Below are 22425 nucleotides of genomic sequence, written 5' to 3' on the forward strand. Positions count from 1 at the left end.
TGATGTGAGGCGGCCCCCGGCCTCACATTCCGGCCCCGCGTTTCGTCGTACCGGGGAGAAGGCAGAACGACCGAGGGAGCCGGCGCCGTCATGACCACCTCACCAGGGCAGGACCCGAGCCTGACCGCGATCATGAGCGAGCGCCGCCACCTGATCAACCTCGCCTACCGGCTGCTGGGCTCGCTCGCCGACGCCGAGGACGTCGTGCAGGAGACGTACGCCCGCTGGTACGCCATGTCGCGACAGCAGCAGGAGGCGATCGAGTCGCCGGCGGCCTGGCTGACGAAGGTCGCCGGCCGCATCTGCCTCGACCTGCTCGGCTCGGCCCGGGTCCGGCGCGAGCGTTACGTGGGCGAGTGGGTGCCGGAGCCGCTGCCCGACCTGCCCGAGGGGGATCCGGCCGACCGGATCACCCTCGACGAGTCGGTCAACATGGCCTTCCTCGTCGTCCTCGAGTCGATGACGCCGGCCGAGCGGGTCGCGTTCATCCTGCACGACGTCTTCCGCTACCCGTTCGCCGAGGTCGCGGAGATCGTCGGGCGCAGCCCGGCGGCCTGCCGGCAGCTCGCCACCTCGGCCCGCCGCCGCATCCGCGACTCCCGCGCCGCGCAGGCCCCCGCGACGCCGGCCGCCCAGCAGGCCGGCGTCGTCCGGGCCTTCAAGCGGGCCTGGGAGGGCAAGGACATCGGCGCCCTCATCGCCCTGCTCGACCCGGAGGCCACGGCGACGGGCGACGGCGGCGGCCTGGTCACGGCGGCTCCCCGCCCGGTGCAGGGGGCCGAGGAGATCGCGCGCTTCCTCGCCGGGCGGATGGACGCGGTGTCCGGCCTGCGGCTCGTGGAGCGCATGGTCAACGGCCGGCCCGGGCTCGTGGCCCAGCTCGGCGGCGTGACCGTGTCGGTGCTGGCGTTCGACGTGGCGGGCGACCGGATCCAGCACATCTGGGCGGTGCTCAACCCGGACAAGCTCCGCCCCTGGACTACGAGCTGACGCGCGCAGGACCGCACACCAGCTCCGAACTACGGGCTGGCCTGCGCCGGGGTGCGGACCATCCAGACGTCCACCTCGTCCTGCGACTCGACCGTGAACCCGTGCCGCTCGTACAGCCGCCGGGCCTGGCTGCCCCGCAACACGTTCAGCCGCACCGCGGCGCCCTCGCGGTCGCACCGCTCCAGCAGCCGGCCCAGCACGGCCGACCCGATGCCCCGGCCCTGCAGCCTGGGGTCCAGGAAGAAGTGCTCCAGCCAGTACTCGTCCGGCTCGCGCCGCAGGGCGACGCAGCCGGCGAAGGCGCCGTCCACCTCGATGATCCAGGCGTGGGCCGGCTCGTACGCGTCCCTGAACCGCTGCCGGACGCGGTGCTCGTCGTACCGTCCGAGCCGTTCGAGGTCCGGCCGCAGCACGACGGCCCGCAGCTCGGCCATCTTCTCCACATCCGACGCCAAAGCCGGACGAAGCCCCCAATTCTCCACGATCCGCGATCGTAGCCCTAGGAACCGGCCCCGCCCCCACCGCGGCGGAAGGGCACAGGAGGACCCCGGGCTCAGCTCGTGACGGCCGGCTCGCGGAAGAGGAAGTAGTTCAGGTGGTCCGCGTGCAGGTACTGGTGGAAGCGGGCGGCCTTGGCCTGGGCGGTCTTGTCGGCGGTGACGGCCGTGTAGACGACGTACCGTTTGCTCGCGCCCGACCGGATGCGCCCGTAGACGTACGTGCCGAGCACCTTGTCCCGCCGCCACTTCACGCCACGCGAGGACTTGGCGAGGCGTTCGGCGGTGGCGGCGGCGGCCTTCTCGGTGGGGAAGGCGAGGATGACCTGTACGGCCTTGAGGTGGCCCTTGTAGGCGGAGTAGGCGAGCTGGACGGCGCGGGCGCACCGGTACTCGGCCAGCAGCCCGTCCCTGTCGACGGGGGCGCAGGAGTCGTACGTCCAGCCGCCCACCCGCTCGGCCTGGAACGCGACGCCGTCCATCCGGAAGTTCCAGTCGCCGAACTCGGCGGCGTCGATCTGCCGGTCCTGGCTCTTGGGGGTGGGGCTCGGCGCCGGTTCGTGCAGGGCCACGGCCGGGGCGGGGCCTTTCAGGTACTTGTGGACGCTGAAGGCCAGGCCGCCCGGCAGGAGCACCACCAGGATCACGACCAGGGTGGCGGCCACGCCGGGGTAGTCCCGCGGATCGGGGTGCCGAGGGTTTCCCATGCCTCGATTGTGCTGTAGTACGTCCCCTTCTGCCCCATCTATCCCGGGGTCCCCTGACGGTGGTTGTCCGCCCGCCGTTGATCACGTTTTAATGACGATGAGTTTAGGCTCCCGCCGCCCCAGGGAGAGAAGCGTGCGAGAGCGCTGCACGGTCCTGGGATCAGTGACGGCTTGGAGTCCCCCATGTATGACGAACCGGCACCGGCACCCTCCCCGGCCGCGCGCGCCTTACGCCTGTTGAGGCAGGCCGGCATGCTCTTCCAGCGCCGCCTGGTGGTGATCGTCGTGGTGGTCGCCGTCCTGATCTCCACCGTCGTGCTCGTGAACTACACCCAGGGGTGGTGGCCGTTCGGCGGCTGCGAGACGAAGAGCGGCGACGTCGTGGCCGTCGACGACGAATGTGTCGGGCTGATGGACCCGGCCGACGGCACGATGGTGCTCGGCAAGCAGTACCAGCAGGTGCTGGAGGCCATCGCGGCGGAGAACCGTCAGGTCGCCCAGGGCAAGGACTACAGCACGATCGCGCTCATGGCCCCGATGGGCGCGGGGCCGCGGGGGCTGGTCGGGGAGCGGGCGCTGCACCAGCTCGAAGGGGCGTTCATCGGGCAGTACCGGGCCAACCGGTCGGAGACGTTCCCGAAGATCCGGCTCCTGCTCGCCAACACCGGCCACGACGGCTCGAAGTGGCGGACGACCGTGCAGGCGGTGCGGCGCAACGCCGCGACGGGCGCGACGGGCAGCCCGGGCCAGATCGTCGCGGTCACCGGGATGGGCCCGAGCCAGCAGGAGAGCATCGACGCCGCGCGGGCGCTGGCGAAGGATCCGGGGATTCCGATGGTGGCCGACTTCATCACGGCGGCCGGGTTCAACACCACGGGCGAGATCGACGGCGCGGGGCCCATCCCGGGGCTCACCCGCACCGCGGTCAGCACGTCGGCCCAGCTCGCCGCCATCGCCGAGGAGTTCAAGAAGAAGAAGGTCGGCGGGAACGCGGCCCTCATGTGGGCGGACGTGACCCCGCAGGGCACCAAGGACCTGTACGCCCGTTCGCTCAAGGACGCCTTCCTCGACCCGAAGCTGGGGCTGAAGCCGTACGTCGACAGGTCCGGGCTCAGCTTCCCCTTCGACCCGCGCGGCGGCCCGTCACTCCTGCGGACGATCAGCGACACGATCTGCGGGACGAAGACCGACATGATCTTCTACGCGGGCCGCCAGGCGTTCATGCCCACCTTCCTCAAGCTGCTGCGCAGCCGCCCCTGCCGCTCCACGCCCATCACGGTCGTGACCGGCGACGACGCCCAGGACCAGGACCCGAACGACCCGTCGCTGCACGACCCGGAGGCGCCGATCAAGGTGATGTTCGTGCCGCTCGCCGACCCGGTGCGGCTCGACCGCGAAGACAACCCGCACCATCAGCTCTACCGTGACTTCCGCGCCGAGTTCGTGGCGCCGCACCACGGGGTGACGTTCCCTGCGGGGCATCTGGGCAGCGGGCTGGCGATCCTTTCGTACGACGCGGTGACGGCGGCGGCCACGGCGGTGCAGAAGGCCGCGATCGGCGTGGACCCGTCGCAGCTCAGCCTGCCGTCCGCGGCGGCGGTGCGCGGGCAGCTCTACCTGTTCACCGGCACGAACGTGATCCGCGGCGCGAGCGGCGCGTTCACCCTCGACTCCAAGACGGGGGAGCGGGTGAACGTCACCACGCCCACCCCCGTCACGATCCCCTGAACCCGGTCACGATCTCCTGGCCCGCGCTCCGTCACGATCCCCTCACCACGGCGATCACCGTGACCGCGAGGAGCGCGGCGAGGAGGAGCAGCGGGAGCCACCGGCGCACGGCCGGCGCGCGCACGAGCCGTACGTGCTCCAGCTCCCCCTCCTCCCCGAGCCGCAGCACCGCCGTGCCGATCCTGAACCGGTCGCCGGGCCGCAGCGTCGCGTAGAGGACGGGCCGGCCGTCGATGAACGTCCCGAGCCCGCCGCTGTGATCGTGCAGCCGGTAGCCGGCGCTCACCCTGCGGACGGTGGCGTGCGCGGGCGCGATCCCCGCCCCGGGGACGACGATGTCGGCGGCGGGCCCGCTGCCCAGCGTGGTCGTCTCCTTCAGCGTCCCGAGCGCGGCCGGCAGGACCACGGTGCGCGGCATCGTCGCGCGCTCGCTCTCCGCCTGGTAGCCGACGAGGCGGCCGAGCAGCTGCATGGCGGTCGGCCGCCGCGACGGGTCCTTGTCGAGGCAGCCGGCGATCAGCGAGCGCAGCGGCTCGGCGATCATCCCCAGGTCGGGCGTCTCGTTCAGGACGCGGTTGATGATGAACGCCACGTTGCTCCCCGAGAACAGCGCCTTGCCGGTGGCGGCGAAGTACACCGTGGCCGCCCACGCGTGCACGTCCGCCGCGGGGCCGACCTCGGTCTCGGCCCCGCCGACCTGCTCGGGCGCGAGGTAGGCGGGTGTCCCCACGGGAGTGGTGATCGCGGCGGTCGCCTCCAGCGCCCGCGCGATGCCGAAGTCCACGACTCTGGGCCCGTCCGGGCCGATGATCACGTTCGCGGGCTTGAGGTCCCGGTGGACGACGCCCGCGCCGTGGATGGCCGCCAGGGCCGTGGCCGTGTACGTCGCCAGGCGTTCGAGCGCGGACCCCGACAGTGGCCCGTGCGTGTCGACGAGCTCCTGGAGGGACGGGCCCTCCACGTACTCGCTCACGATGTACGGCTGGTCCCCGTCGACGGCCGCGTCGATGATCATCGCCGTGTACGCCCTGGGCACCCGCGACGCGATCGCCACCTCGTCCGCGAACCACCTGCGCGCCCGCGGATCCGCCGCCCCCTGCGCGTGGATCACCTTGATCGCGACCCGGCCCATCTCGCCCCGCGCGAGGTAGACCGTCCCCTGGCCGCCGGCCCCCAGGCGGCCGAGCACCTCGTAGGGCCCGATGCGCCGCGGCTCGCCGGTGCTCATTCAGACTCCTAACGTGACCAGGGCGACGACGGCGATCGCCGCCAGGACGACGATCAGCACCACGACTCCCCCGCGCCGGGCGGCCGAGCCGTTGCCCACCGCAGACCTGCCCCGGCGCCACGCCTCGCGCAGGTTCGCGTCGGTCTCGACGTAGATGCGCCCGGGGGTGACGAGCCAGCGCCACGACTCGCCCGCCGCCCGCCAGCGCGCGGTGTCCACCGACTCCGGCGGGCCGTCCAGGCACTGCTTGATCAGGGTGATGTGGCGCGACGGCAGGACCCTGGCCAGCGCGGCCTCGTCCAGCGTCCACGTCTCGGCGCTCTCCTGGAGGCACCGCACGAGCGCCCAGGCGAGCTTGTAGTAGTCCGACTCCGGCGTGAACGCGCCCTCGCGGGGCAGCTTCCACTGCTCCGGGTCGGCCTCCGGCAGGGCGCCGCGCCCGCCGGCCGGCACGCACGAGTCGCAGTCGAGCAGGTACACCGCCGGTGCCGGGTCGATGGTGAAGACGGCGTTGCGCAGCTGCAGGTCGCCCACCACGTACCCGCGCTCGTGCAGCCACTGCACGGTCGAGAGCAGCCGGCCGAGGACGGCCAGCTTGTACGGCGGCTCGTAGTAACGCGTGCCGTACTGCTCGCGCAGGGCCTCGACCCGGTCGGGGGAGCGGGTGAGCTCGTCGAGGTGCCGCGGCACCATCCGGTCGCGCAGCCCGACGAACATCTGCTCCGGCGCGGGCCTGATCAGGATGCCGACGATCCGGCCGTCCCCATGCGGCGCCGCATCCGAGCCTGTGGACGAACGCACTGCCGCGACCGGCCACGCGCAGCGGCGGTCGAGGGCGGCGCGGTCCTGGCGGGGGAGCTCGCGGCGCCAGCGGACCATGGCGAGCAGGGCGTCCTCGTCGAGGCCCGCCAGCGTCTCCTCGTCGTACCGCTTGAACAGCAACCGCCCGGGGACGCCGGCGACCTCGCACGGCGTCAGGCTGCGCGCCTGGCCACCGGGGCGCAGCTGGTACGCCGCCGCGTCCGCGGCGGGCTTCAGGTCGGCTTCGTCGACCACATCTGGGGGGTTCATGCTCGGGCCGCCGCACTCCTGTCACAGGACGGCCGTGTCGTGGCGACCCGCCCACAACGCCAGCACGGTCCGGTCGTCGTCGTAGGTCGAGAGCTGGAAGTCCACGTCGCACAGGAAGCTGCGCAGCGCCGGCGGGGAGCGCCACGAGGTGACGAGCCGCTGGGCGAGCAGGCTGCCGCCGCCGCCCATCGCCGTTCCGAACCCGTCGCTGCACAGGACGAGCACATCGCCCGGCCCCCAATCGATCTGCCGTTCGCGCAGCTCACCGAGGTCGTCCGGCAGGGACGAGGTGACGTTGCCCGGCCGCCGGCCCTCCGGCGGGAACAGCTCGGTCCACATGCCGTCATGGAGCCACAGCGCCGGGGAGTCGCCGATGGCCGCGCACGCCGCGATGCCGCGCCGGCCGTCCGCGGGCACCACGCCGATCGTCAATGTCGTGGCGGGCGGGCCCGACGCTCTCCGTCCGCCGCCCTGGAGCCGGGCGGTGGCGCGCATGACCTCCCCCGCGACGGTCGCGAAGGCCGCGTGCCAGCCGAGGTCGGGGGTCAGGGAGAGGTTCGTCGCGGCGCGAACGGCCACGGCGGCGGCGTGCTCGGCGTGCGACGTGCTGCCGAGGCCGTCGGCCACGGCCGCGATCACCCAGCGGCCGTCCGCGCTCAGCCGCACGGCGTAGGCGTCCTGCAGCGGCTCGCCCCGATAGCGGTGGCGCCGGCCGCGCAGGCTCGCCGCCCGTACCGTGGTCTGCGCCAGCATGCCGGCGTCGAGCGCGACGCCCGGCGCGCGCGAGTCCGCGCCGCCCGCCAGCAGCACGGGCTGGGGCTGCGGCAGCGGGCCGAGCGGCGTCCTGCCGTCGGTCGTGGTACGGGTACGGCGCCTGAGCAGCAACTGCCCGGCCAGGACGGCCCCGCCACCCCCGACGGCCCCGGTCACCATCCACAACGCCGACCCCCAGCCCACCCATCCCCGGGCCAGGAGCAACCCCGCCAGTGCCGCCGCGATCATCGCAGTTGCCGCATCCCGTCGGGCCCGCGCAGCACGGCCGTGTTCCGGTTGACCGAGGCGCTGATGCTGTCGGAGACGGCCTGCGCGATGCCGTGCAGCACCGTGGCCGCCCCCGTCGCGACCTCGCCCGCGAACGCCAGCACCTCGCCCCTGAGCGTGGACGCGACCCGCAGTAAGGTCTCCTCCCGCACCGTCCCGAACCCGAGCGCCACGATGTACGGGGCCGGCTGCAGCGCCGCCAGCCGGTCGCGCGCCGGCCCCCAGACCTCGACGCCCTGGTGGGATTCGCCGACGTACGGCTCGCCGTCGGTGATGAAGAAGACGACCGGCGCCCGCACGTCGAACTGCCTGGACAGCTTCCGGTGATCCTTCTGCAGGATCTTCACCAGCTCGCTGAAGACCCCGAGATAGTCGGTCTGCCGGCCCGGCCGCAGCGCCGGCACCCTGATCGCATCGCACGGCCTGGTCAGCGGGAGCACCAGCTCGACCTTGTCGGAGAAGGACACCACGGCGACGTGCGCGGCCTCGCTGACGCCCGGATCGCCCGCCTCCAGCTCGAAAAGCAGCTCCCCGACGCAGTTGGAGAGAATCTCGAAGGGGGTGGGGCGTCCGTCGTCGCGGGCCGTGTGCATCGAGTGCGACACGTCGCAGACGATGTAGAAGGGGAAGGCGCGCGGGCGCCCGTTGGCCGATCTCATCGGCTTTTCATCCTGATGGCGATTGCCGGTCTTGGCAAGCATCGAGCTGCGCTCGATTGTTACGCGGCATCGCTTATCTCACCGGCACCATGCCTTTACTGTTTTCCCTGCCCTGTCTCTCCCCTTGTAAGGACGCTGATGAAAACCTTCCTCGCCGCAGCGGCCGTGACCTTGTGCGCGCTGGCCTTACCCGCCCAGACGGCCTCCGCCGCGACCGCGCAGGCGGCGAACCCGGTGAAAGCACTCAAGGCCCAACTGGCCCCCGGCAAGGGCGTGAAAATCGTCGAATCCAGCAGCATCACCGTCGATTTCAGCGTCGACGAGCAGGCGATGCAGGTGCAGGTGAACACCCGCTCCACCGGCACCCTCGCCTTCGGCAAGGGCACCGTACGCGGCGCCGACCTGCGCGTCAGCATGTCCTCCCGCCAGAAGGCGGCCAGCCCGCCCTACCGGGTCGTCGCCGAGGGCAAGAACGCCTACGTGACCAACCCCGGCATCGCCAAGGCACTGCCCGCCGGCCGTTCCTGGATCCAGGCGCGCACCAGCGAGCGCGAGAACAGCCTCCTCGACATGGGCGTCACACCGGCGGACCTGCAGTTCATGCTGGACAACTCCGCGGAAGTGACGACCGGCGAATATGCGGGCACCGCGAAACTCGCCGACTTCCGCCACGACAAGTCGGCCGGCGAGGGCGACGTCGAATTCCAGCTGTACTTCGACAAGAACAACCTGCTCACCCGCGCGATTGTCGACACCACGACCTATCCGGACGGCGACAGCACCTCATATGACAAGATGGCCTTCCACACCGACACCCGGTTTTCCGGCTGGGGCGCCACGGTGAAGATCAATCCGCCGGCTCCCGGCAAGGTCATCAGCGAGAAGAAACTCGACGCGAAGACCCGCAAGGCCGTCATCAAGGCCGGCTACCCGGACGTCGGCCCCTTCTGACCGCCACCCGTCCCTTCGGCCCAGGTCTCCTCGGCGCACAGCACCCGCGCCGCCTCGTGCGGCTCCGCGTCGCGGACGTAGTGACGGCCGTCCTCCTCCACGCCGAGTAACGTCACGATCCCCGAGGCCAGAACGCGACCACCCTGGACGTCACGCACGTGCACGATCCTGCCCGCCAGGAGGTTGCCGTCCTCAGGCCGGCCGTCGGCGGTGCGCCGCTCCCAGCGCCACGCCCGGTAGGCGCTGCCCGGCTCCTTGTCGCGCAGGTCGAGCTCCTCGTGGAGCGGGCGCGACGGGAGCAGGAAGGTGGGCATGCGGCCGGGGTTCAGAGCGCGGGCAAGCGGACTCTCCTCGAACGGGTGGAACCTGCGGCCGGCCAGCCACCACTGACCACTTCCGGAGCGGCCGGACCCGTCCGGCCGCATGGCCGCCCACTGCCCTGCCGTGGTCACCGGCACGGGCACCCGGCGGGACACGGCCTCGACCGGGCCCTTCGGTCTCGCGTGCACGAGCGGGTCGAACACATCGCGAACCGGCCAGAACCGCAACGACCACCGCAGGCAGTTGACGGCATGAACGTGCACCGTCAGGCCGTACTCGAACCAGGGCGGGCCGATCAGGAACGGGGTGCCGCTGTCGTCCAGCACACCCATCTCGATCACGCCCGTCACGGCCGTGAAGCTCCGCCGCCCGATCGGCCTCCAGCCGGGGCCCGGGCCGGGCGGCTCGGCGTCCCACGCCTCCAGGCGGACGTCCACGTTCGCGTGGTACATCTCCTCCTCCTCGTCGCAGAACTCCGGGCAGTCGGTGGCGCCGTAGAGGCAGAGCCGGCCGTACTGGGCGTAGAGCACTTCGTCGAGATGGCGGAGCAGGCGGGCCACGGGTGTCCTTCTCGGGTCGTCGTCGGTCAGGTGGCAGCCTGCCGTACGGGACCGACAGAACGGGCGCGGCGCCGCATGCCGTGTCAGCGGGCGCGTCAGTGCGGTGTCGGCCCCGCGTCAGGGCGGTCCGCGATCGTAGCGGCATGAACGGTGCGGCGCCTGTCCGTTCCACCACAGCCCGACCAGCCGAAGGAGCACCCGCCATGTCCGTCACCCTCGCCCTCACCGACCAGGACCAGCTCACCCTCCGGATCGCCGCCTGGGGCGCCGTCTCGCTGATGTCGGCCGCCGGCGCCGCCGGGTCGGCCCACAAGGTCGCCACGCACGGCTCCATCGCCCTGACCTCCGCGACCGGCCCGGTCGGGCACGTGCTGGCCAAGGCGCCCAAGGGCGTGACGTACGGCAAGACCGTCGCCGCCCTCGCCGACCAGGTGCTTCCGGCGCTGACCGCCTCCATGGCCCTGCTCAAGCAGCAGTCCCCCGCCGAGGCCGCGAACTTCCGCGGCACCGTCCTCGTCGCCGTCGAGGCGGCCATCCGGAGCGGTCAGGGCGACCCCAGCCCCACGCTGACCGACATGAGCCGCAAGATCGTCGAAGCGCTCGACGCCGCCTGACCTCAGCGGGCCGCGGGGCCCGATCGGGCCCCGCGACGCCGCCCGGATCAGCAGAACAGCGGCTTGCCGGCGTCCTCCGGGACCTTCGGCATGGAGTCCACCACCTTCACGGTGATCACCGCCGAGCCGGCCCCGGGAAGCTCCCTGACCCGGCCGCCCTCCCGCAGCCCGATCCAGCTCCGGTGAGCGGGTGCTGCGCCGCCCGCAGCAACACGTTCCCCATGACCTTCTGGACGCGCATGCCGAACTCGGTCTCGCTCAGGCTCGTCTCCCCGCGCCGGCGCTGGTCCGACCGCACGAACGCCTCCGCGTCCTGCCGGACCTTCGCCAGCACCCGGTCGGGATCGGCGGGAAGGTCGATGCCCAGCGTCGGCAGGCCGGAAGGGCCGTCGTGGCACTGGCCCGCCCGCCGGTACTCCACCGTCCCGGGGGCCTGCACGTGCTCGGGGCTCCCACCGCTGATGACGCTCGTGCGTCCGTACGTCGAGCGCGTCAACGCCCTGCCCGGCGAACCGATCAGGGTCACGTCAGGACGCCTCGATCACCTGGGCGTCGGTGGCCTCACTGGGAGGCGCCGAGTCCCTGGGGTGATCCTTGGGGGGAGCTGTCATGCACGCTGGGCCTTTCAGGCGGTTACCTCGGAACATCCGTACTTCGGCGAACCACCGATCCGTCTTCACGCTGACAGCCGGATTCCTGGGAAGAGTGAGTGATCGTACGTCGAAGGCCCCAGGAAGTCTGAGGCGAGGAGGAGCACGTGGAGCCCACGGAGAAGACCGACTACGAGAACGCCGCCCGGCAGGCGCTGCACCAGGGGGATGTGGGCGCGGCACAGGTGTGGGCGACCTTACATCAGGCGGAGGTTCTCAGGCAGGGGCTGGAGAAGCTGGAGGAGGCCGTCCACGCCCTCGCGATGAGACCGTGACCCTGGGGCGGGCTGTACGCCGGCGCTCGTCCCTCGGACCTGTCGGGATCAGTGCCGGCGTCACGGGGTCCGGGCGGGACCCCGTGACGGGCTGTGGCAGGCCGGCATCGTCGTCAGGCCGCGTCCAGAGCTCCGGTGATCTTGGTGATCATGTCCGTCAGGACGGGGCCGGGGCGGCCCTGGTGGACCTGGGTGGCCGCCTCGATGGCGGTGAGGACGATGCCGCGGAAGTTGCCGGCCTCCACCGGGTCCTGCCGCTTGAGCAGGGTCATGGACTCCGTCAGGGCGGGCAGGACGCGGTCGGCGAGCTCGGCCACGGACTTGCCGTACAGGTCGATGTCCCTGGTCTTGGTGGCGAGCACGTGCCCCGTGGCGCCGATGGCCGAGGACAGGGCGATGGAGCCGGTGGTGGCGATCTTGTGGGGCTTGCCGGTGGCGTCGGCGGCGGAGAGCAGGGCGACGGCGCCGTACGCGGCGGTGCGGAGGGTGGCCTTGTCCTGGTCGGTGAGGGCGAGGGTGATGGTCATGGTGGTGTGCTCCTGTGTCGTGTCCGGTTCGGTACGGTTCCGTGTGAGCCTTCGGGCCGTGGGCGCCGTGCCGTTCATGGGCTCAACCTTCGCCGACCGTCCTGATACGGGAGCGTCACCGTCCTGACGCGGCCACTGACATGACGACGGGAGCGTGACGCGGCCGCTGACATGACAGCGCCCGCCCTCGACGGCGCGGTCCGTCCGGATATGCGAGCTTTTTGCCGTGGCGAGGCGGTGCCGTGCCCCGAGGGGTAGGCAGCATGGAAGGCGGACGCACCTGCCTCACAGAGAGCCCGAAGATCATGTCAGAGGTCATCGCAGGGCTGGAGATCCCCGGGACGGCGGCGGCCACCGAAGCCACCACCCTCATGCGCGAGATGACCAGCCCGCTCATCTACCACCACTCCCGGCGGGTCTTCCTGTTCAGCCTGATGCACGCCCACCGGCTCGGCGTGGAGCCGGACCCGGAGCTGCTCTACCTGGCGGCCATGTTCCACGACACCGGCCTCACGAACCGCTTCTCCGACGTGGAGCAGCGTTTCGAGGTCGACGGCGCCGACCACGCCCGCGCGTTCCTCCTCGACCGGGGCTTCCCGCAGGACGCCGCCGAGAGCGTCTGGACCGCGATCGCGCTGCACACCACGCCCGGCATCCCCGAGCGGATGGCTCCGCTGATCGCCACCACGCACCTCGGCGTCCTGACGGACATCCTCGGCTTCGGCCTGGGCGAGCTGGAACAGGAGCAGCTGGACGAGATCGTCGCCGCCCATCCGAGGGGCGACTTCAAGAACGAGTTCCTGCGCGCCTACTTCGACGGGCAGAAGGACCGTCCGGAGACCACGAACGGCACCGTGAACTCCGACGTGATCGAGCACTTCATTCCCGGCTTCCGTCGTACGACGATGGTCGAGCGCGTCGTCGGCTCAGCGTGGCCGAGCTGACCGTGCCGGCGTCCCTGGTGAAAGGATCCGTGTATGCGAGCGATCATCGCGCAAGACCGTGACGCGGGGGTCGACGGTCTCACCCTCGCGGACCTGCCGTACCCGCATGCCGCCGAGAACGACGTCATCGTCCGCGTGCACGCCGCCGGCTTCACCCCTGGGGAGCTCGACTGGCCCGCGACGTGGACCGACCGCGCCGGCCGCGACCGGACGCCGACCGTTCCCGGGCACGAGGTGTCCGGGACGGTGGTCGAGCTCGGCTACGGCACCACCGGGCTGACCGTGGGCCAGCGGGTGTTCGGGCTGACCGACTGGGCCCGCAACGGCTCCCTGGCCGAGTACACGGCGGTGGAGGCCCGCAACCTCGCTCCGCTCGCCGCCGACCTCGATCACACCGTGGCCGCCGCGCTGCCGATCTCGGGGCTGACCGCGTGGCAGGGGCTGTTCGACCACGGCCGCCTCACGACCGGCCAGACCGTCCTCGTCCACGGTGCGGCGGGCGGCGTCGGCTCGATCGCCGTGCAGCTCGCCCGGGAGGCCGGCGCCGTCGTCATCGGCACCGGCCGGGCCGCCGACCATGACGTGGTGCTGGACCTCGGCGCGCGGGCGTTCCTCGACCTGGACGCAGACGAGCTGGGGCAGGTGGGGGAGGTGGACGTGGTGTTCGACGTCATCGGCGGGGACGTCCTGCGGCGCTCGGCCGAGCTGGTCCGCGCGGGCGGCACCCTCGTCACCATCGCCGCGCCGCCCACCGTGCGACCCAAGGACGGGCGAGCCGTCTTCTTCGTCGTCGAACCCGACCGGGCACGGCTGTCCGACCTCACCCAGCGCGTCCGGGACGGCCGGCTCAAGCCCATCGTCGGCGCCGTGAGACCGCTCTCCGAAACGGCCGCCGCCTTCGCCCGCCGCCACCGTACGCACGGCCGGACGATCATTCAGGTCGCGGACGAGTAAGGGACCCCGCGCACGCGTATGGGACTTCCCCAAACGTGGGTTGGATTGTCGTTGTGACGGTAATGGACGCAACCATCAGCACACTGTGATCACTCCATCAAGGGAGCTGAGATCTCGGGGGCGAAGATGTGCGATTGTCCACCGTCCGCGTTCATCCGCAGTGCACCCTCCACCCCTCGCCGTGAGCACAGGCCGCTCGGCATCATCCTGGCATTCGCCGTGGCCGTGGGAATCAGCGCCGGCTTCGGCTACTCCGCCGGCCGAGCCCAGCGGCCGGACCACCTCCCCACCGCGTTCTTCCCGCTCCTCCAGCCACCGACAATCATCACGACGACCGTCTCCCCGCCCAGGAAGAAGCACGTGCGGCACAAGCCGGCCGCCCCTCTCGCAAGGCGCACCCATGCCGCTCGTCCGCAGTACCGCGAGATAAGGCCACAGAACCGCAGCACCTCCGAGGCGCGGACGCCGAAACAAAAGACCACCGATCACGTCCCCCGCTGGCTGCGCGGATACCCGCATCTCGAGGGACGGCCACGGCCTCGTACCGCTTATCCGGCCGACACGGCATCCAAGACGAAAGGACTCGGATCGCCGGCGAGCGACGCCTTCGCCGCCACCCCATAACCATCGGCGAGAATCTCGACCTTCCCGGCTTCGATCCCGTCGAGCGCGGCACGGACGATGTCCACAGGGTCGTTCATCACGCCGTCCGGAAGCAAACCGCCTCCCAAGTTCTTTTCGGCGAAAGCCCGCATCGTCTCGGTCGCCGTCGGCCCGAACACCAGCCCGGCGACAAGGGTGCCCTGGCCGGCGAGCTCGATGCGAACACCATTGGTCAGGCTCCACTGCGCGGCTTTGGCGACGGCATAGGCGTTGTTGCCGAGAAAGCTCTGGAACGACAGGACCGACAGGACGTTGAGAATGGCGCCACCGCCATTGGCGGCGAGGATGGGGGCGAAGGCGCGGATCATGGCGAGGGTGCCGTAGAGGTGGGTGTCGAGGGTCAGCCGGATCCGGTCGAGGTCGCCGTGGATCAGATCCACGCCCAAGGAGACGCCGGCGTTGTTGACCAGCAGGTCGACATCGCCCGCCACCTCCGCCGCGGCGGCCACCGACTCCGGGTCGGTGACGTCGAGCCGCAGCGGCACGACTCCGGGAAGGTCGATGAGCTCCGGACGGCGCGCGGTCGCGTACACCTTCGCCGCACCCCGCTCCAGCAGTTGCTCGGCGAAGTCGCGGCCGAGGTCGCGCCCGGCGCCCGTGACGAGGGCGGTGGCTCCGTGCAGTCGCATGTTCTTCTCTCCTCAGAGGTCCTGGTACGTGCGTGCGTGCCCGGCGCGTCCGAGCCCGCACGAGAACCGTACGAAGCCCGCCCTGCGACAGTCGATGCTCCTCTGGCTCGAAGAATTGACCGTCTGCCTCATTCCTTCTGGCGTGAACGGTAAGATCGCCGCATGGACCTGCTCGCCGACGTGCTCTCGGTATCCGGTGTCCGAGGCACGCTGGGCACCCGCATCGAGGCGGGCGGCAACTGGACCCTCGAACTGGACGGCCGCCCCGGATCGGCCATGCACGCCGTCACCTCGGGCAGCGCCTGGCTCACCGTCCCGGACCGCGAGCCGCTGCAGCTGACCGCAGGTGACGTCGTCCTCCTGCCGCCCGGCACCCCGCACACGCTGGGCGACGCACCCGGTGCCGCCCAGGATGTGGCACGCACCCACGCGAACGGCGACGGGCCGGCCGGGCCCGGCACACCACCCCTGCACGAACGCGGCGGGCCAGCCAGGCTCGGCACACCACTCGCACATGGAGAGAGCAGGACGCTCCAGCTCGGCACCCCACCCGTCCGAACGCGGCTCGTCACCATCCACTACGTCTGCGACCCCGCCGTCCGCACCCAGGTCCTGACCAGGCTCCCCGACCTCGTGCACGTCGGCGCCGAGGTGGGTGCGGCCTGCTTCGACGACGCCGTCCGCATGCTCGGCCGCGAGCTGGCCAACCCGCAGATCGCGACGACGGCCGTACTCAACAGCCTGGTCGACATCATGCTGATCCAGCTCCTGCGCGCCTGGCTCGCCACCCGCCCGCCGGAGCAGCGCGGCACCTGGCTGGGCATGCTCGACGACCCGATCGTCCGCCAGGCCCTGGAGCTCATCCACCAGAACCCTGCCGAGCAGTGGACAACTGCCACGCTCGCGTCCGCGATCGCGGTCTCCCGCGCGACGCTCTCGCGCCGCTTCCCGGCGGCCATCGGCCAGAGCCCCGCCGCCTACCTGACGCAGTGGCGCATGGACCTGGCGGCCGTACGCCTCCGCGACACGCACGACTCCGTCGAGACCATCGCCGCCACCGTCGGTTACGGCTCCGTGCCGGCCTTCAGCCGCGCCTTCACTCGCGCGTACGGCATGTCGCCCGGCCGCTACCGCACGCGTGCCCTCCCTTCAGGCATGAGACAGCCGAACGACGTCTCACCGGAAGTCTCATCCGGAAGATGAAAATTTCACGACTGACGCCGACATTACGGCCCCACAGAACCACTCCCTGACCTGCGGGCACATCCGCCCACCCCTCCTCACGAGATCAACCAGGGAACGGGTTAGATCCGGCCCGAATCAGCGCCGCCCATCGCCTCCCTGGACGCCCGCAGCCCCCGCCCATACTCTCCGTGCGCGCCCCGCCGACATCCACACCGAGATGAGGTTGGAATTGACACGTTCCAAGCGCTCCACAGTGCGTCGCATCGCCGCCTCCGTCACCATCGTCTTCGCGACGCTCGCGGCCATGCTGTCCCCCGTCACCCCCGCCCACGCCGCCTACGGCCCCGACCAGCCCGTCTACATCGCCGTGACGTCGAACGCCGGCCCTCCGCTCCTGCTCGCCCAACTGACCGGCACCGTCGCGTTCGACGACGGCAACACGAAGTTCAAGTACTCGCTCCAGCTGTGCTGGGGCAGCGGCTCCTACCCCAAGCCGAACTTCTACGTCTCAGTGAACGGCAGCACCGTCATCTACCCGTCCCAGACAGGCACTGCGACGGCTCCCCCCGGATGCCAGCTGTACCTGTACCTCCACGACGGTGAGTACACCCACTACACCACGGTCACGAACATCACCGTGTACGTGACGGGCGGCTGGTTCTATCCCGGCCAGACGTACAACAGCCGCACCAAGTCCGTGACCTACGACAACCCGTACAACTGACCGAGCCGTCAGAAACTCTTGGCGCGAACCGGAAAGGCGCGGGTTTCACCTGCGCCTTTCCTGGAACGACGATCTCTACGACCGGCACGATCGCGCATATGGCACCCGCGATGCCGTCGAGGACGAAGATGCCCTTCGGCGAGGCCGGCCTCGACGCGCCGGCACTCCCATGAGGTAACCCTTCCTTCCTTCCTTCCGACATGACGAACTATTGCATTCGCGATCATCCAACGCAACGTTTCATTGCATTAAGCTCCAGCGCCAACGCACCAATATAACGCGCCCTACCTGCAGCAATACATATTCTCGCATTGACACAATTTCTGAAGGCAACGTAGCTTTCGATTGTGATGAACACGTACTATCGCGGCGATTCGGCATCTCCATCCCCCGACCGCGAACCCACCGGCCCCTCCAATCCCGCCCCATCGCGGACGGCCCTGCTCCCAGAGCTCCCCACCTGGTGAGCACAGACGTGTTCAAACGCACTCTTCCAGCACTGGGCCTGCTGATTCTCGCGCCGCTGGTCGGCGAGTACCTGCTGGGCAACATCGCCATCAACGCCCTACCGATGATCATCGGGCTGATCCCCCTCTACGGCGGCGGCGCGCTGCTGATCCGTGAGGTTGCCCGCCGGTGGCGGTTGGGGTGGCCGGGGATCATCCTGCTCGGGCTCGCTTATGCCGTGATCGAGGAGGGCCTGCTCACCCGGTCGCTGTTCGACCCCAATTATGTGGGTTTGCGGTTGCTCGACTACGGGTTCATCCCGGCGCTGGGCATCGGCGCCTACTGGACCGTGTTCGTGCTGGCCATCCATGGGGTGTGGAGCATCGCGGTGCCGATCTCGATGGTAGAGACGGCCTCACGCCGACCGGACACGCCCTGGCTCGGCAAGGTCGGCCTCACGGTGTCAGCCCTCCTGTTCCTGCTGGGCGGCGCGGTCCCCATCGCCTTCGCCGGCCCGACCATCTACCCATTGTCGGCCGCTCAGATCACCTGGACACTGATCACAGCCAGTGCCCTGATCACCGCCGCATTCCTGTCCGCCCGATTCCGCCGCCCCGTCCTCTCGACCGCATCACCCACCCCATGGACCGTCCTCGCAACCACCTCACCCGCCCCATGGACCGTCTTCACGATCACCATCGCGGCCGGGCTGGCGTTCTGGCTCCCCACTCTGCTCGCCCTGGCGGGCATCAAGCTGGAGTTCGTCGTGCCCGCATGGATCACGGTCGGCTTCTACCTGGCGCTCTACGCCACCATGACCCTGCTCATCCTGCGCTGGTCCCAGCGCAAGGGCTGGGGCCCCTGGCACCGGCTCGCCCTGAGCGCCGCCGGCCTGCTCACCTACGCCTGGCACAGCTTCCCTCAGCCGCCGAGCTTCCCCGCGCCTGCCCATGTGGACCTCATCGGCAACGCGATCTTCTCCCTGGCCGCCCTCGGACTGCTCGCCTTCGTGGCGGTACGACTCCGCCGCACCACTCCACCGCCTTGACCTCCACCCTCGGCCGCTTGGGAAATCCGGAACGACCACGGAGGGCGGACCCCCTTCCTCCAGGTCCGTCCACATTGCCTCAGTGCGTCGGCCAACCCCAGGCAGAGCGGCCAGCGCCCGGTCGACGTCAACGCCGGCGTGTCAAGCAACGCGAATGGCATGGGAGCGCGACCATACGTTTACCGTCGGTAATCATGCTGCTACGTTGAGCGAGATTCGAGGGAACAACGTTCCTTCCCCCTGATCCGGAGGCTTGCAATGTCCTCATCGCTCACCGCGTCCAACCTCGCCCTCATCTTCGCCGCCCTCGACACCAACGGTGACAACCGCCTGACCGCCGCCGACTTCACCCTGAGGGCCGACCAGTTCTGCGCCGCCCTCGCCCCCGACCCCGGCTCCCCCCACCACCAGGCCATCAGGCAGGGCTTCGCGGACTGGTGGGAGCACCTGCGCACCGTGGCCGACATCGACCACGACGACTCCGTGAGCTCCGCGGAATACCTGACCGCCGCAACCAACGGGGCGGGGCGATCGGCGGACGGGCACGCCGAGGTGGTCCTCCGCCTGGCCGCTCCCCTGTTCGACGCCACCGACACCGACGCCGACGGTGCCATCTCCCTCCAGGAGTACGTCCGCTTCTACACCGCCATGGACCTCGACGGAAAGATCGGCGAACTGGCCTTCACCCGCCTCGACAACGACGGCGACGGCCGGCTCAACCGCCAGGAGTTCCTTGAGGGCGTCCACGCCATCCTCACCAGCGAAAACCCCTCCGACCCCGGCACCTGGATGCTGGGCCGCACCTGACCCCGCATACTTCTGCGGCGGCACCATCGCACAGGCCACCAATCTCTCGAGCGGCGAGCCCGCCCCAGCCGACCACCAAGAGCTTTCCCACCGAAATGGTCACTTCGATGGGACAATCCGTCTGGGCGGGCATCAGCCGGTCACAAGCTTCCACCTCAACCAGCTACGAACCCCCTGCTCGTGCTCATCCCGAAGCCGAGGCCCCCCTCCGGGGGCATGAAACCGGTGAGGGCAGCGAAGGTTCATTGCGTGTACCCCGCCCCAGGTGGAAGATGCGTGTTCATGATCAGAGAGTCACAGATCCTGGCCTGTTCCGGGGTGCTGTATCCGCCTGAGGGGTTCAGGCATGTCGGCGTTCAGATATGGCAGGCGAGGCAGCTAGCTGGTGTGCGTAAGCCGCGGATGTGCCTCATCGCGACGGCGGTTGGTGACTCGCGAGAATTCATCGACGGCTGGTGCGCCCGGGCCGCGTCCTTCGGTGACACGGACTTGTCCTATCTCCAGTTGTTCACACAGCCGAACGTGCGCGATGTGCGGGCGCATCTCCTTGCCCAGGATGTGATCTTCGTGTCCGGGGGGAGCGTGGTGAATCTGTTGGCGGTCTGGCGTGCGCACCGCCTCGATGAGATCTTACGAGAGTGCTGGGAGAAGGGTGTTGTGCTGGCCGGCCAGAGCGCGGGCAGCCTGTGCTGGCACGTGGGCGGCGTGACCGACTCCTTCAGTGACGACCTCGATGCCCTCAATGACGGCTTGGGATTCCTGCCGTTCACCAAATGGCGTCCATGACGACTTGAGCGATCAGCCCCGGCGGACTCGGTTCCGGGAGTTCGTGGGAAACGGGACGCTGCCAGCCGGATACGCCACTGAAGACGGTGTTGCCCTCCACTATGTGGGCACCGAGCTGCACGAGGTCGTGAGCGTCCTTCCCGACCGGAACGCATGGTTCGTCGAAGATGACGGCGATGGCGGGTACAGAGAGAAGGCCCTTCCGGCTCGCTGCTGGGTTCCTTGAAAATTGCGCTGGAGCTTCCGCGCCGGGTACGAGTGCGCAGCCCCGACCGCCGGCGGCCGGGACCGGCCCCCAGGCCGCATGCCCGGCCGCCGAAGGCCCTGCTCAAGGCGACGTCGTTGGTAGAAGCCAGACGGCGGTGCGGTTGACGGGCGCAGGCGCAGGCGTAGCCTGCGCTCCCAGGTAAGAACGGCTGAGCGAAGCGAAGGCATGCAGGGGTCGAGGCTTGCTCGACTGGAAGAGAACGGCTGAGGCCCCCGTGCGCGAAGCGCCCAGTGCGAAGGCCTTTTGCGCGCCGGAGGCGCGCCCCAGGGAGGCAGCCCGAGCGGAGCGAGGACCGCTCGGGGCGGGTCACGACAGGCAACCACTCAGACGGGCAACGGGTGGGTGAGCTTGGGCCACCTACCCGATCCCGTCGATGGTGGAGCCTAGGAGATTCGAACTCCTGACTTCCTGCTTGCAAACGGGAGCCAGTCACACCGTCGAGCGGTCCCCATCCTGGTCAAACAGAAGATGAGGACTGGTGCACCTGCTCTGGTGCGTCGGCGTTGCTGTATCCCGCTGCTGTACGACGGCGTGGGGAACAGGTCAAGCTGGGTCACCAATCCTGTGGACGCACATCCTCAGGCGCTCCATCTAATCAGCGACTTGGGGAACGGTGGGTGCGGCCGGGACTGGCAGAGCGGAGCCGTTCCCTGTAAGCGTGAACATTCGCACTCGTCAAGTTGGGCAGGTCTTCTGCCGCATCGATGGCCGCATCGCGACCGAGCGCGAGTGGCCACGCGCAGACGAGGTATTCCTCGACTGGGTCGTCAGTTTCGGGGGTACCGATACGGGGGCGAGTCGAAGCATGCACCCGCAGCGTGTAGACCCCCGGCCCCTGCGGGGTAAGCGAAGGAAGATCTGGTGGAGGGGTATCGCCCATGAAGCCGAACAGGCGCATGTCCGCGATTGAGGTGGGGAACACCACTTCCTCCACGTCGGCCCACTTCCGCACCCCCTCTAGACGGGGTGCGGAAGTGGTGGTCTGTACTGTGACGGTCACATAGCCGGTATGCACCCCGGTGAAAATGGCAGCGGCGTCCAGGTGAGCAGCCACCAGTCCGTTAGGGGCATAACTGGGAGGATCGGTGTAGTCGACCTCGCCGAGGGCCTTGATGAGAATCTTGTTGTAGGAGACGAACACCTTGGCGGTGGCCGCCACCGATGCGTTGTCGCTCATGTGGGGAATCCTAGGCGAGGATGTGAAGGTCGGTGTCGGACGGGGAGTTGACGTGGGAAAGGCTATGCTTCGACGTCGACGAAGAACGGGTCCTTTTCAATGACCCGGTGATATCGATAGAACCAGGCCAACTGTTCTCCGCCGTCTTGGTTTTCAGTGGTCGGGATGAGATCCGAGAAGGTGAGATCGGGGTCGCCAGTGTGGGCACCTTGCCACGTTGAGCGGAAGGGGTATTCGTCACACTCTTCGCCGGGGGGACGCGGTGACGGCCACATTTTGCACGCCTCTGTGCCGTTCTTTCTCTTCAGCGTCTCGTCCATAAGCCGCGTGAGAGGGGCGTCGCCTGGTGCGCCTGGCGCCCCACCGTTCTGGCCGGCCGTGATGACCTCGGCATGCCCAGGGAGCTCTACCCACACGACGACGTGTTCGGGCCAGACATTCTGGAAAACGCACCCGTAGTATGGAGCATCTCCACCTGCGGCGAGGTAGTCACAGCGGATGTCCCACTCCTCCGGATCGAGCCACATCTGATCTTCTTCCGGATCGTGTGCCGCGGCGGGTGCAGCCATGGCGATGTCGATGAACGGGGAGATGCCGTCCTGGACAGTTCCGGCAGGGACCCCAGAGAGACCGGTGGCGTTGCCTTCGAATTGGACGGCGAGCCACTCGTCCTGCGAGGGGTCTACCGGGAGTTCCGTCGGCGGCAACGGGGCGGTGTACATGGTGCATGGGCCATCGCAGCCTGGTGTCATGGCAAGCCTAATGAACTCAGCTGCCCCTGTGACGTCGAAGGCGCCGGCCCACGACTGCCAGATGATCTTGTTCTGTCCACCAACGTTCATGATCGTCCACGACCGTTGTTAGCACCTCCGTTAGCAACATCGGGCATCAGCCCTCGTGCTCGATGGCAAGCCGACCCGGAGCGCAGGGCCGCCAGGCCCGAGCACCGGAAGCGGTGCGGCAGCCTGACCCAA

The 22425-nt window shown here is 69.7% G+C and carries 24 protein-coding genes; 12 read left to right on the plus strand and 12 right to left on the minus strand.

What is annotated here, in order from left to right:
* Positions 1-90 precede the first annotated feature (90 nt).
* Entirely contained in the window at positions 91-990 is a 900-nt protein-coding gene (gene sigJ / locus HCN51_RS32375) for an RNA polymerase sigma factor SigJ (RefSeq protein ID WP_168014665.1), read from the plus strand.
* A 29-nt stretch (positions 991-1019) separates the two neighbouring features.
* On the opposite strand, the gene HCN51_RS32380 is transcribed toward sigJ, so the two are convergent.
* Together HCN51_RS32380 and HCN51_RS32385 are read right to left on the minus strand one after the other, a co-directional pair.
* Positions 1020-1424: a GNAT family N-acetyltransferase gene (locus HCN51_RS32380; RefSeq protein ID WP_206068134.1), complete on the minus strand. Its 405-nt coding sequence runs from the start codon at positions 1422-1424 to the stop codon at positions 1020-1022.
* A 119-nt stretch (positions 1425-1543) separates the two neighbouring features.
* Positions 1544-2194 (minus strand): hypothetical protein, encoded by a 651-nt coding sequence (locus HCN51_RS32385; RefSeq protein WP_168014669.1) that lies wholly within the window; start codon positions 2192-2194, stop codon positions 1544-1546.
* Positions 2195-2377: 183 nt separating this feature from the next.
* Here HCN51_RS32385 and HCN51_RS32390 point away from each other — a divergent pair, with 183 nt between their 5' ends.
* Positions 2378-3922, plus strand: a complete 1545-nt coding sequence (locus HCN51_RS32390) for a type 1 periplasmic-binding domain-containing protein (protein ID WP_168014671.1) — start codon at positions 2378-2380, stop codon at positions 3920-3922.
* 31 nt (positions 3923-3953) lie between these two features.
* On the opposite strand, the gene HCN51_RS32395 is transcribed toward HCN51_RS32390, so the two are convergent.
* From HCN51_RS32395 to HCN51_RS32410, 4 genes are read right to left on the minus strand one after another with little or no spacing between them, the layout of a single operon-like run.
* Entirely contained in the window at positions 3954-5150 is a 1197-nt protein-coding gene (locus tag HCN51_RS32395; protein WP_168014673.1) for an FHA domain-containing serine/threonine-protein kinase, read from the minus strand.
* Entirely contained in the window at positions 5151-6221 is a 1071-nt protein-coding gene (locus tag HCN51_RS32400) for a protein kinase family protein (RefSeq protein WP_168014675.1), read from the minus strand. It lies immediately after the preceding gene.
* A gap of 21 nt (positions 6222-6242) precedes the next feature.
* Positions 6243-7223, minus strand: a complete 981-nt coding sequence (locus HCN51_RS32405; protein WP_168014676.1) for a protein phosphatase 2C domain-containing protein — start codon at positions 7221-7223, stop codon at positions 6243-6245.
* On the minus strand, positions 7220-7921 hold the full coding sequence (locus HCN51_RS32410; RefSeq protein ID WP_168014678.1) for a vWA domain-containing protein: 702 nt from the start codon (positions 7919-7921) through the stop codon (positions 7220-7222). The genes HCN51_RS32405 and HCN51_RS32410 overlap by 4 nt, the downstream gene beginning before the upstream one ends.
* A 138-nt stretch (positions 7922-8059) precedes the next feature.
* On the opposite strand from HCN51_RS32410, the gene HCN51_RS32415 reads away from it, so the two are divergent.
* Positions 8060-8872: a hypothetical protein gene (locus HCN51_RS32415; protein WP_168014680.1), complete on the plus strand. Its 813-nt coding sequence runs from the start codon at positions 8060-8062 to the stop codon at positions 8870-8872.
* Here HCN51_RS32415 and HCN51_RS32420 read toward each other — a convergent pair.
* Entirely contained in the window at positions 8848-9753 is a 906-nt protein-coding gene (locus tag HCN51_RS32420) for a hypothetical protein (protein ID WP_168014682.1), read from the minus strand. The genes HCN51_RS32415 and HCN51_RS32420 overlap by 25 nt on opposite strands.
* 203 nt (positions 9754-9956) lie before the next feature.
* Between HCN51_RS32420 and HCN51_RS32425 the strand changes: the two genes are divergently transcribed.
* Positions 9957-10367, plus strand: a complete 411-nt coding sequence (locus HCN51_RS32425) for a hypothetical protein (protein ID WP_168014684.1) — start codon at positions 9957-9959, stop codon at positions 10365-10367.
* A gap of 115 nt (positions 10368-10482) precedes the next feature.
* Here the strand turns inward: HCN51_RS32425 and HCN51_RS32430 are convergent, their stop codons facing one another.
* Positions 10483-10893: a hypothetical protein gene (locus HCN51_RS32430; protein ID WP_168014686.1), complete on the minus strand. Its 411-nt coding sequence runs from the start codon at positions 10891-10893 to the stop codon at positions 10483-10485.
* A gap of 231 nt (positions 10894-11124) precedes the next feature.
* Between HCN51_RS32430 and HCN51_RS32435 the strand changes: the two genes are divergently transcribed.
* Complete coding sequence (locus HCN51_RS32435; RefSeq protein WP_168014688.1) at positions 11125-11292, plus strand: hypothetical protein; 168 nt, start codon at positions 11125-11127, stop codon at positions 11290-11292.
* 113 nt (positions 11293-11405) lie between these two features.
* Here HCN51_RS32435 and HCN51_RS32440 read toward each other — a convergent pair whose 3' ends face one another.
* Entirely contained in the window at positions 11406-11819 is a 414-nt protein-coding gene (locus tag HCN51_RS32440; RefSeq protein WP_168014690.1) for a hypothetical protein, read from the minus strand.
* A 305-nt stretch (positions 11820-12124) separates the two neighbouring features.
* Between HCN51_RS32440 and HCN51_RS32445 the strand changes: the two genes are divergently transcribed.
* Both HCN51_RS32445 and HCN51_RS32450 read left to right on the plus strand, forming a co-directional pair.
* Complete coding sequence (locus HCN51_RS32445; protein ID WP_168014692.1) at positions 12125-12763, plus strand: HD domain-containing protein; 639 nt, start codon at positions 12125-12127, stop codon at positions 12761-12763.
* 33 nt (positions 12764-12796) lie between these two features.
* Positions 12797-13717, plus strand: a complete 921-nt coding sequence (locus HCN51_RS32450) for an NADP-dependent oxidoreductase (RefSeq protein ID WP_168014694.1) — start codon at positions 12797-12799, stop codon at positions 13715-13717.
* A gap of 548 nt (positions 13718-14265) precedes the next feature.
* Here HCN51_RS32450 and HCN51_RS32455 read toward each other — a convergent pair.
* Positions 14266-15009 carry an SDR family oxidoreductase gene (locus HCN51_RS32455; protein ID WP_168014696.1) on the minus strand — a complete coding sequence of 248 codons (744 nt, stop codon included), beginning with the start codon at positions 15007-15009 and terminating at the stop codon, positions 14266-14268.
* Between the two features lie 162 nt (positions 15010-15171).
* Between HCN51_RS32455 and HCN51_RS32460 the strand changes: the two genes are divergently transcribed.
* From HCN51_RS32460 to HCN51_RS32480, 5 genes are all read left to right on the plus strand, one after another.
* Entirely contained in the window at positions 15172-16212 is a 1041-nt protein-coding gene (locus HCN51_RS32460; RefSeq protein ID WP_168014698.1) for an AraC family transcriptional regulator, read from the plus strand.
* A 235-nt stretch (positions 16213-16447) separates the two neighbouring features.
* Positions 16448-16918: a hypothetical protein gene (locus HCN51_RS32465; RefSeq protein ID WP_168014700.1), complete on the plus strand. Its 471-nt coding sequence runs from the start codon at positions 16448-16450 to the stop codon at positions 16916-16918.
* A 475-nt stretch (positions 16919-17393) separates the two neighbouring features.
* Positions 17394-18413: a hypothetical protein gene (locus tag HCN51_RS32470; RefSeq protein WP_168014702.1), complete on the plus strand. Its 1020-nt coding sequence runs from the start codon at positions 17394-17396 to the stop codon at positions 18411-18413.
* Between the two features lie 258 nt (positions 18414-18671).
* Positions 18672-19220 (plus strand): EF-hand domain-containing protein, encoded by a 549-nt coding sequence (locus HCN51_RS32475; protein ID WP_168014704.1) that lies wholly within the window; start codon positions 18672-18674, stop codon positions 19218-19220.
* Between the two features lie 282 nt (positions 19221-19502).
* Positions 19503-20006: a Type 1 glutamine amidotransferase-like domain-containing protein gene (locus HCN51_RS32480; protein WP_240973482.1), complete on the plus strand. Its 504-nt coding sequence runs from the start codon at positions 19503-19505 to the stop codon at positions 20004-20006.
* An 863-nt stretch (positions 20007-20869) separates the two neighbouring features.
* Here the strand turns inward: HCN51_RS32480 and HCN51_RS32485 are convergent.
* Both HCN51_RS32485 and HCN51_RS32490 read right to left on the minus strand, forming a co-directional pair.
* Positions 20870-21451: a hypothetical protein gene (locus tag HCN51_RS32485; protein WP_168014706.1), complete on the minus strand. Its 582-nt coding sequence runs from the start codon at positions 21449-21451 to the stop codon at positions 20870-20872.
* Positions 21452-21513: 62 nt separating this feature from the next.
* Positions 21514-22293, minus strand: a complete 780-nt coding sequence (locus HCN51_RS32490; RefSeq protein WP_168014708.1) for a NucA/NucB deoxyribonuclease domain-containing protein — start codon at positions 22291-22293, stop codon at positions 21514-21516.
* Between the last annotated feature and the right edge of the window lie 132 nt (positions 22294-22425).

It is taken from the genome of Nonomuraea composti (assembly GCF_012034275.1).
GTDB classification, from domain to species: domain Bacteria; phylum Actinomycetota; class Actinomycetes; order Streptosporangiales; family Streptosporangiaceae; genus Nonomuraea; species Nonomuraea composti.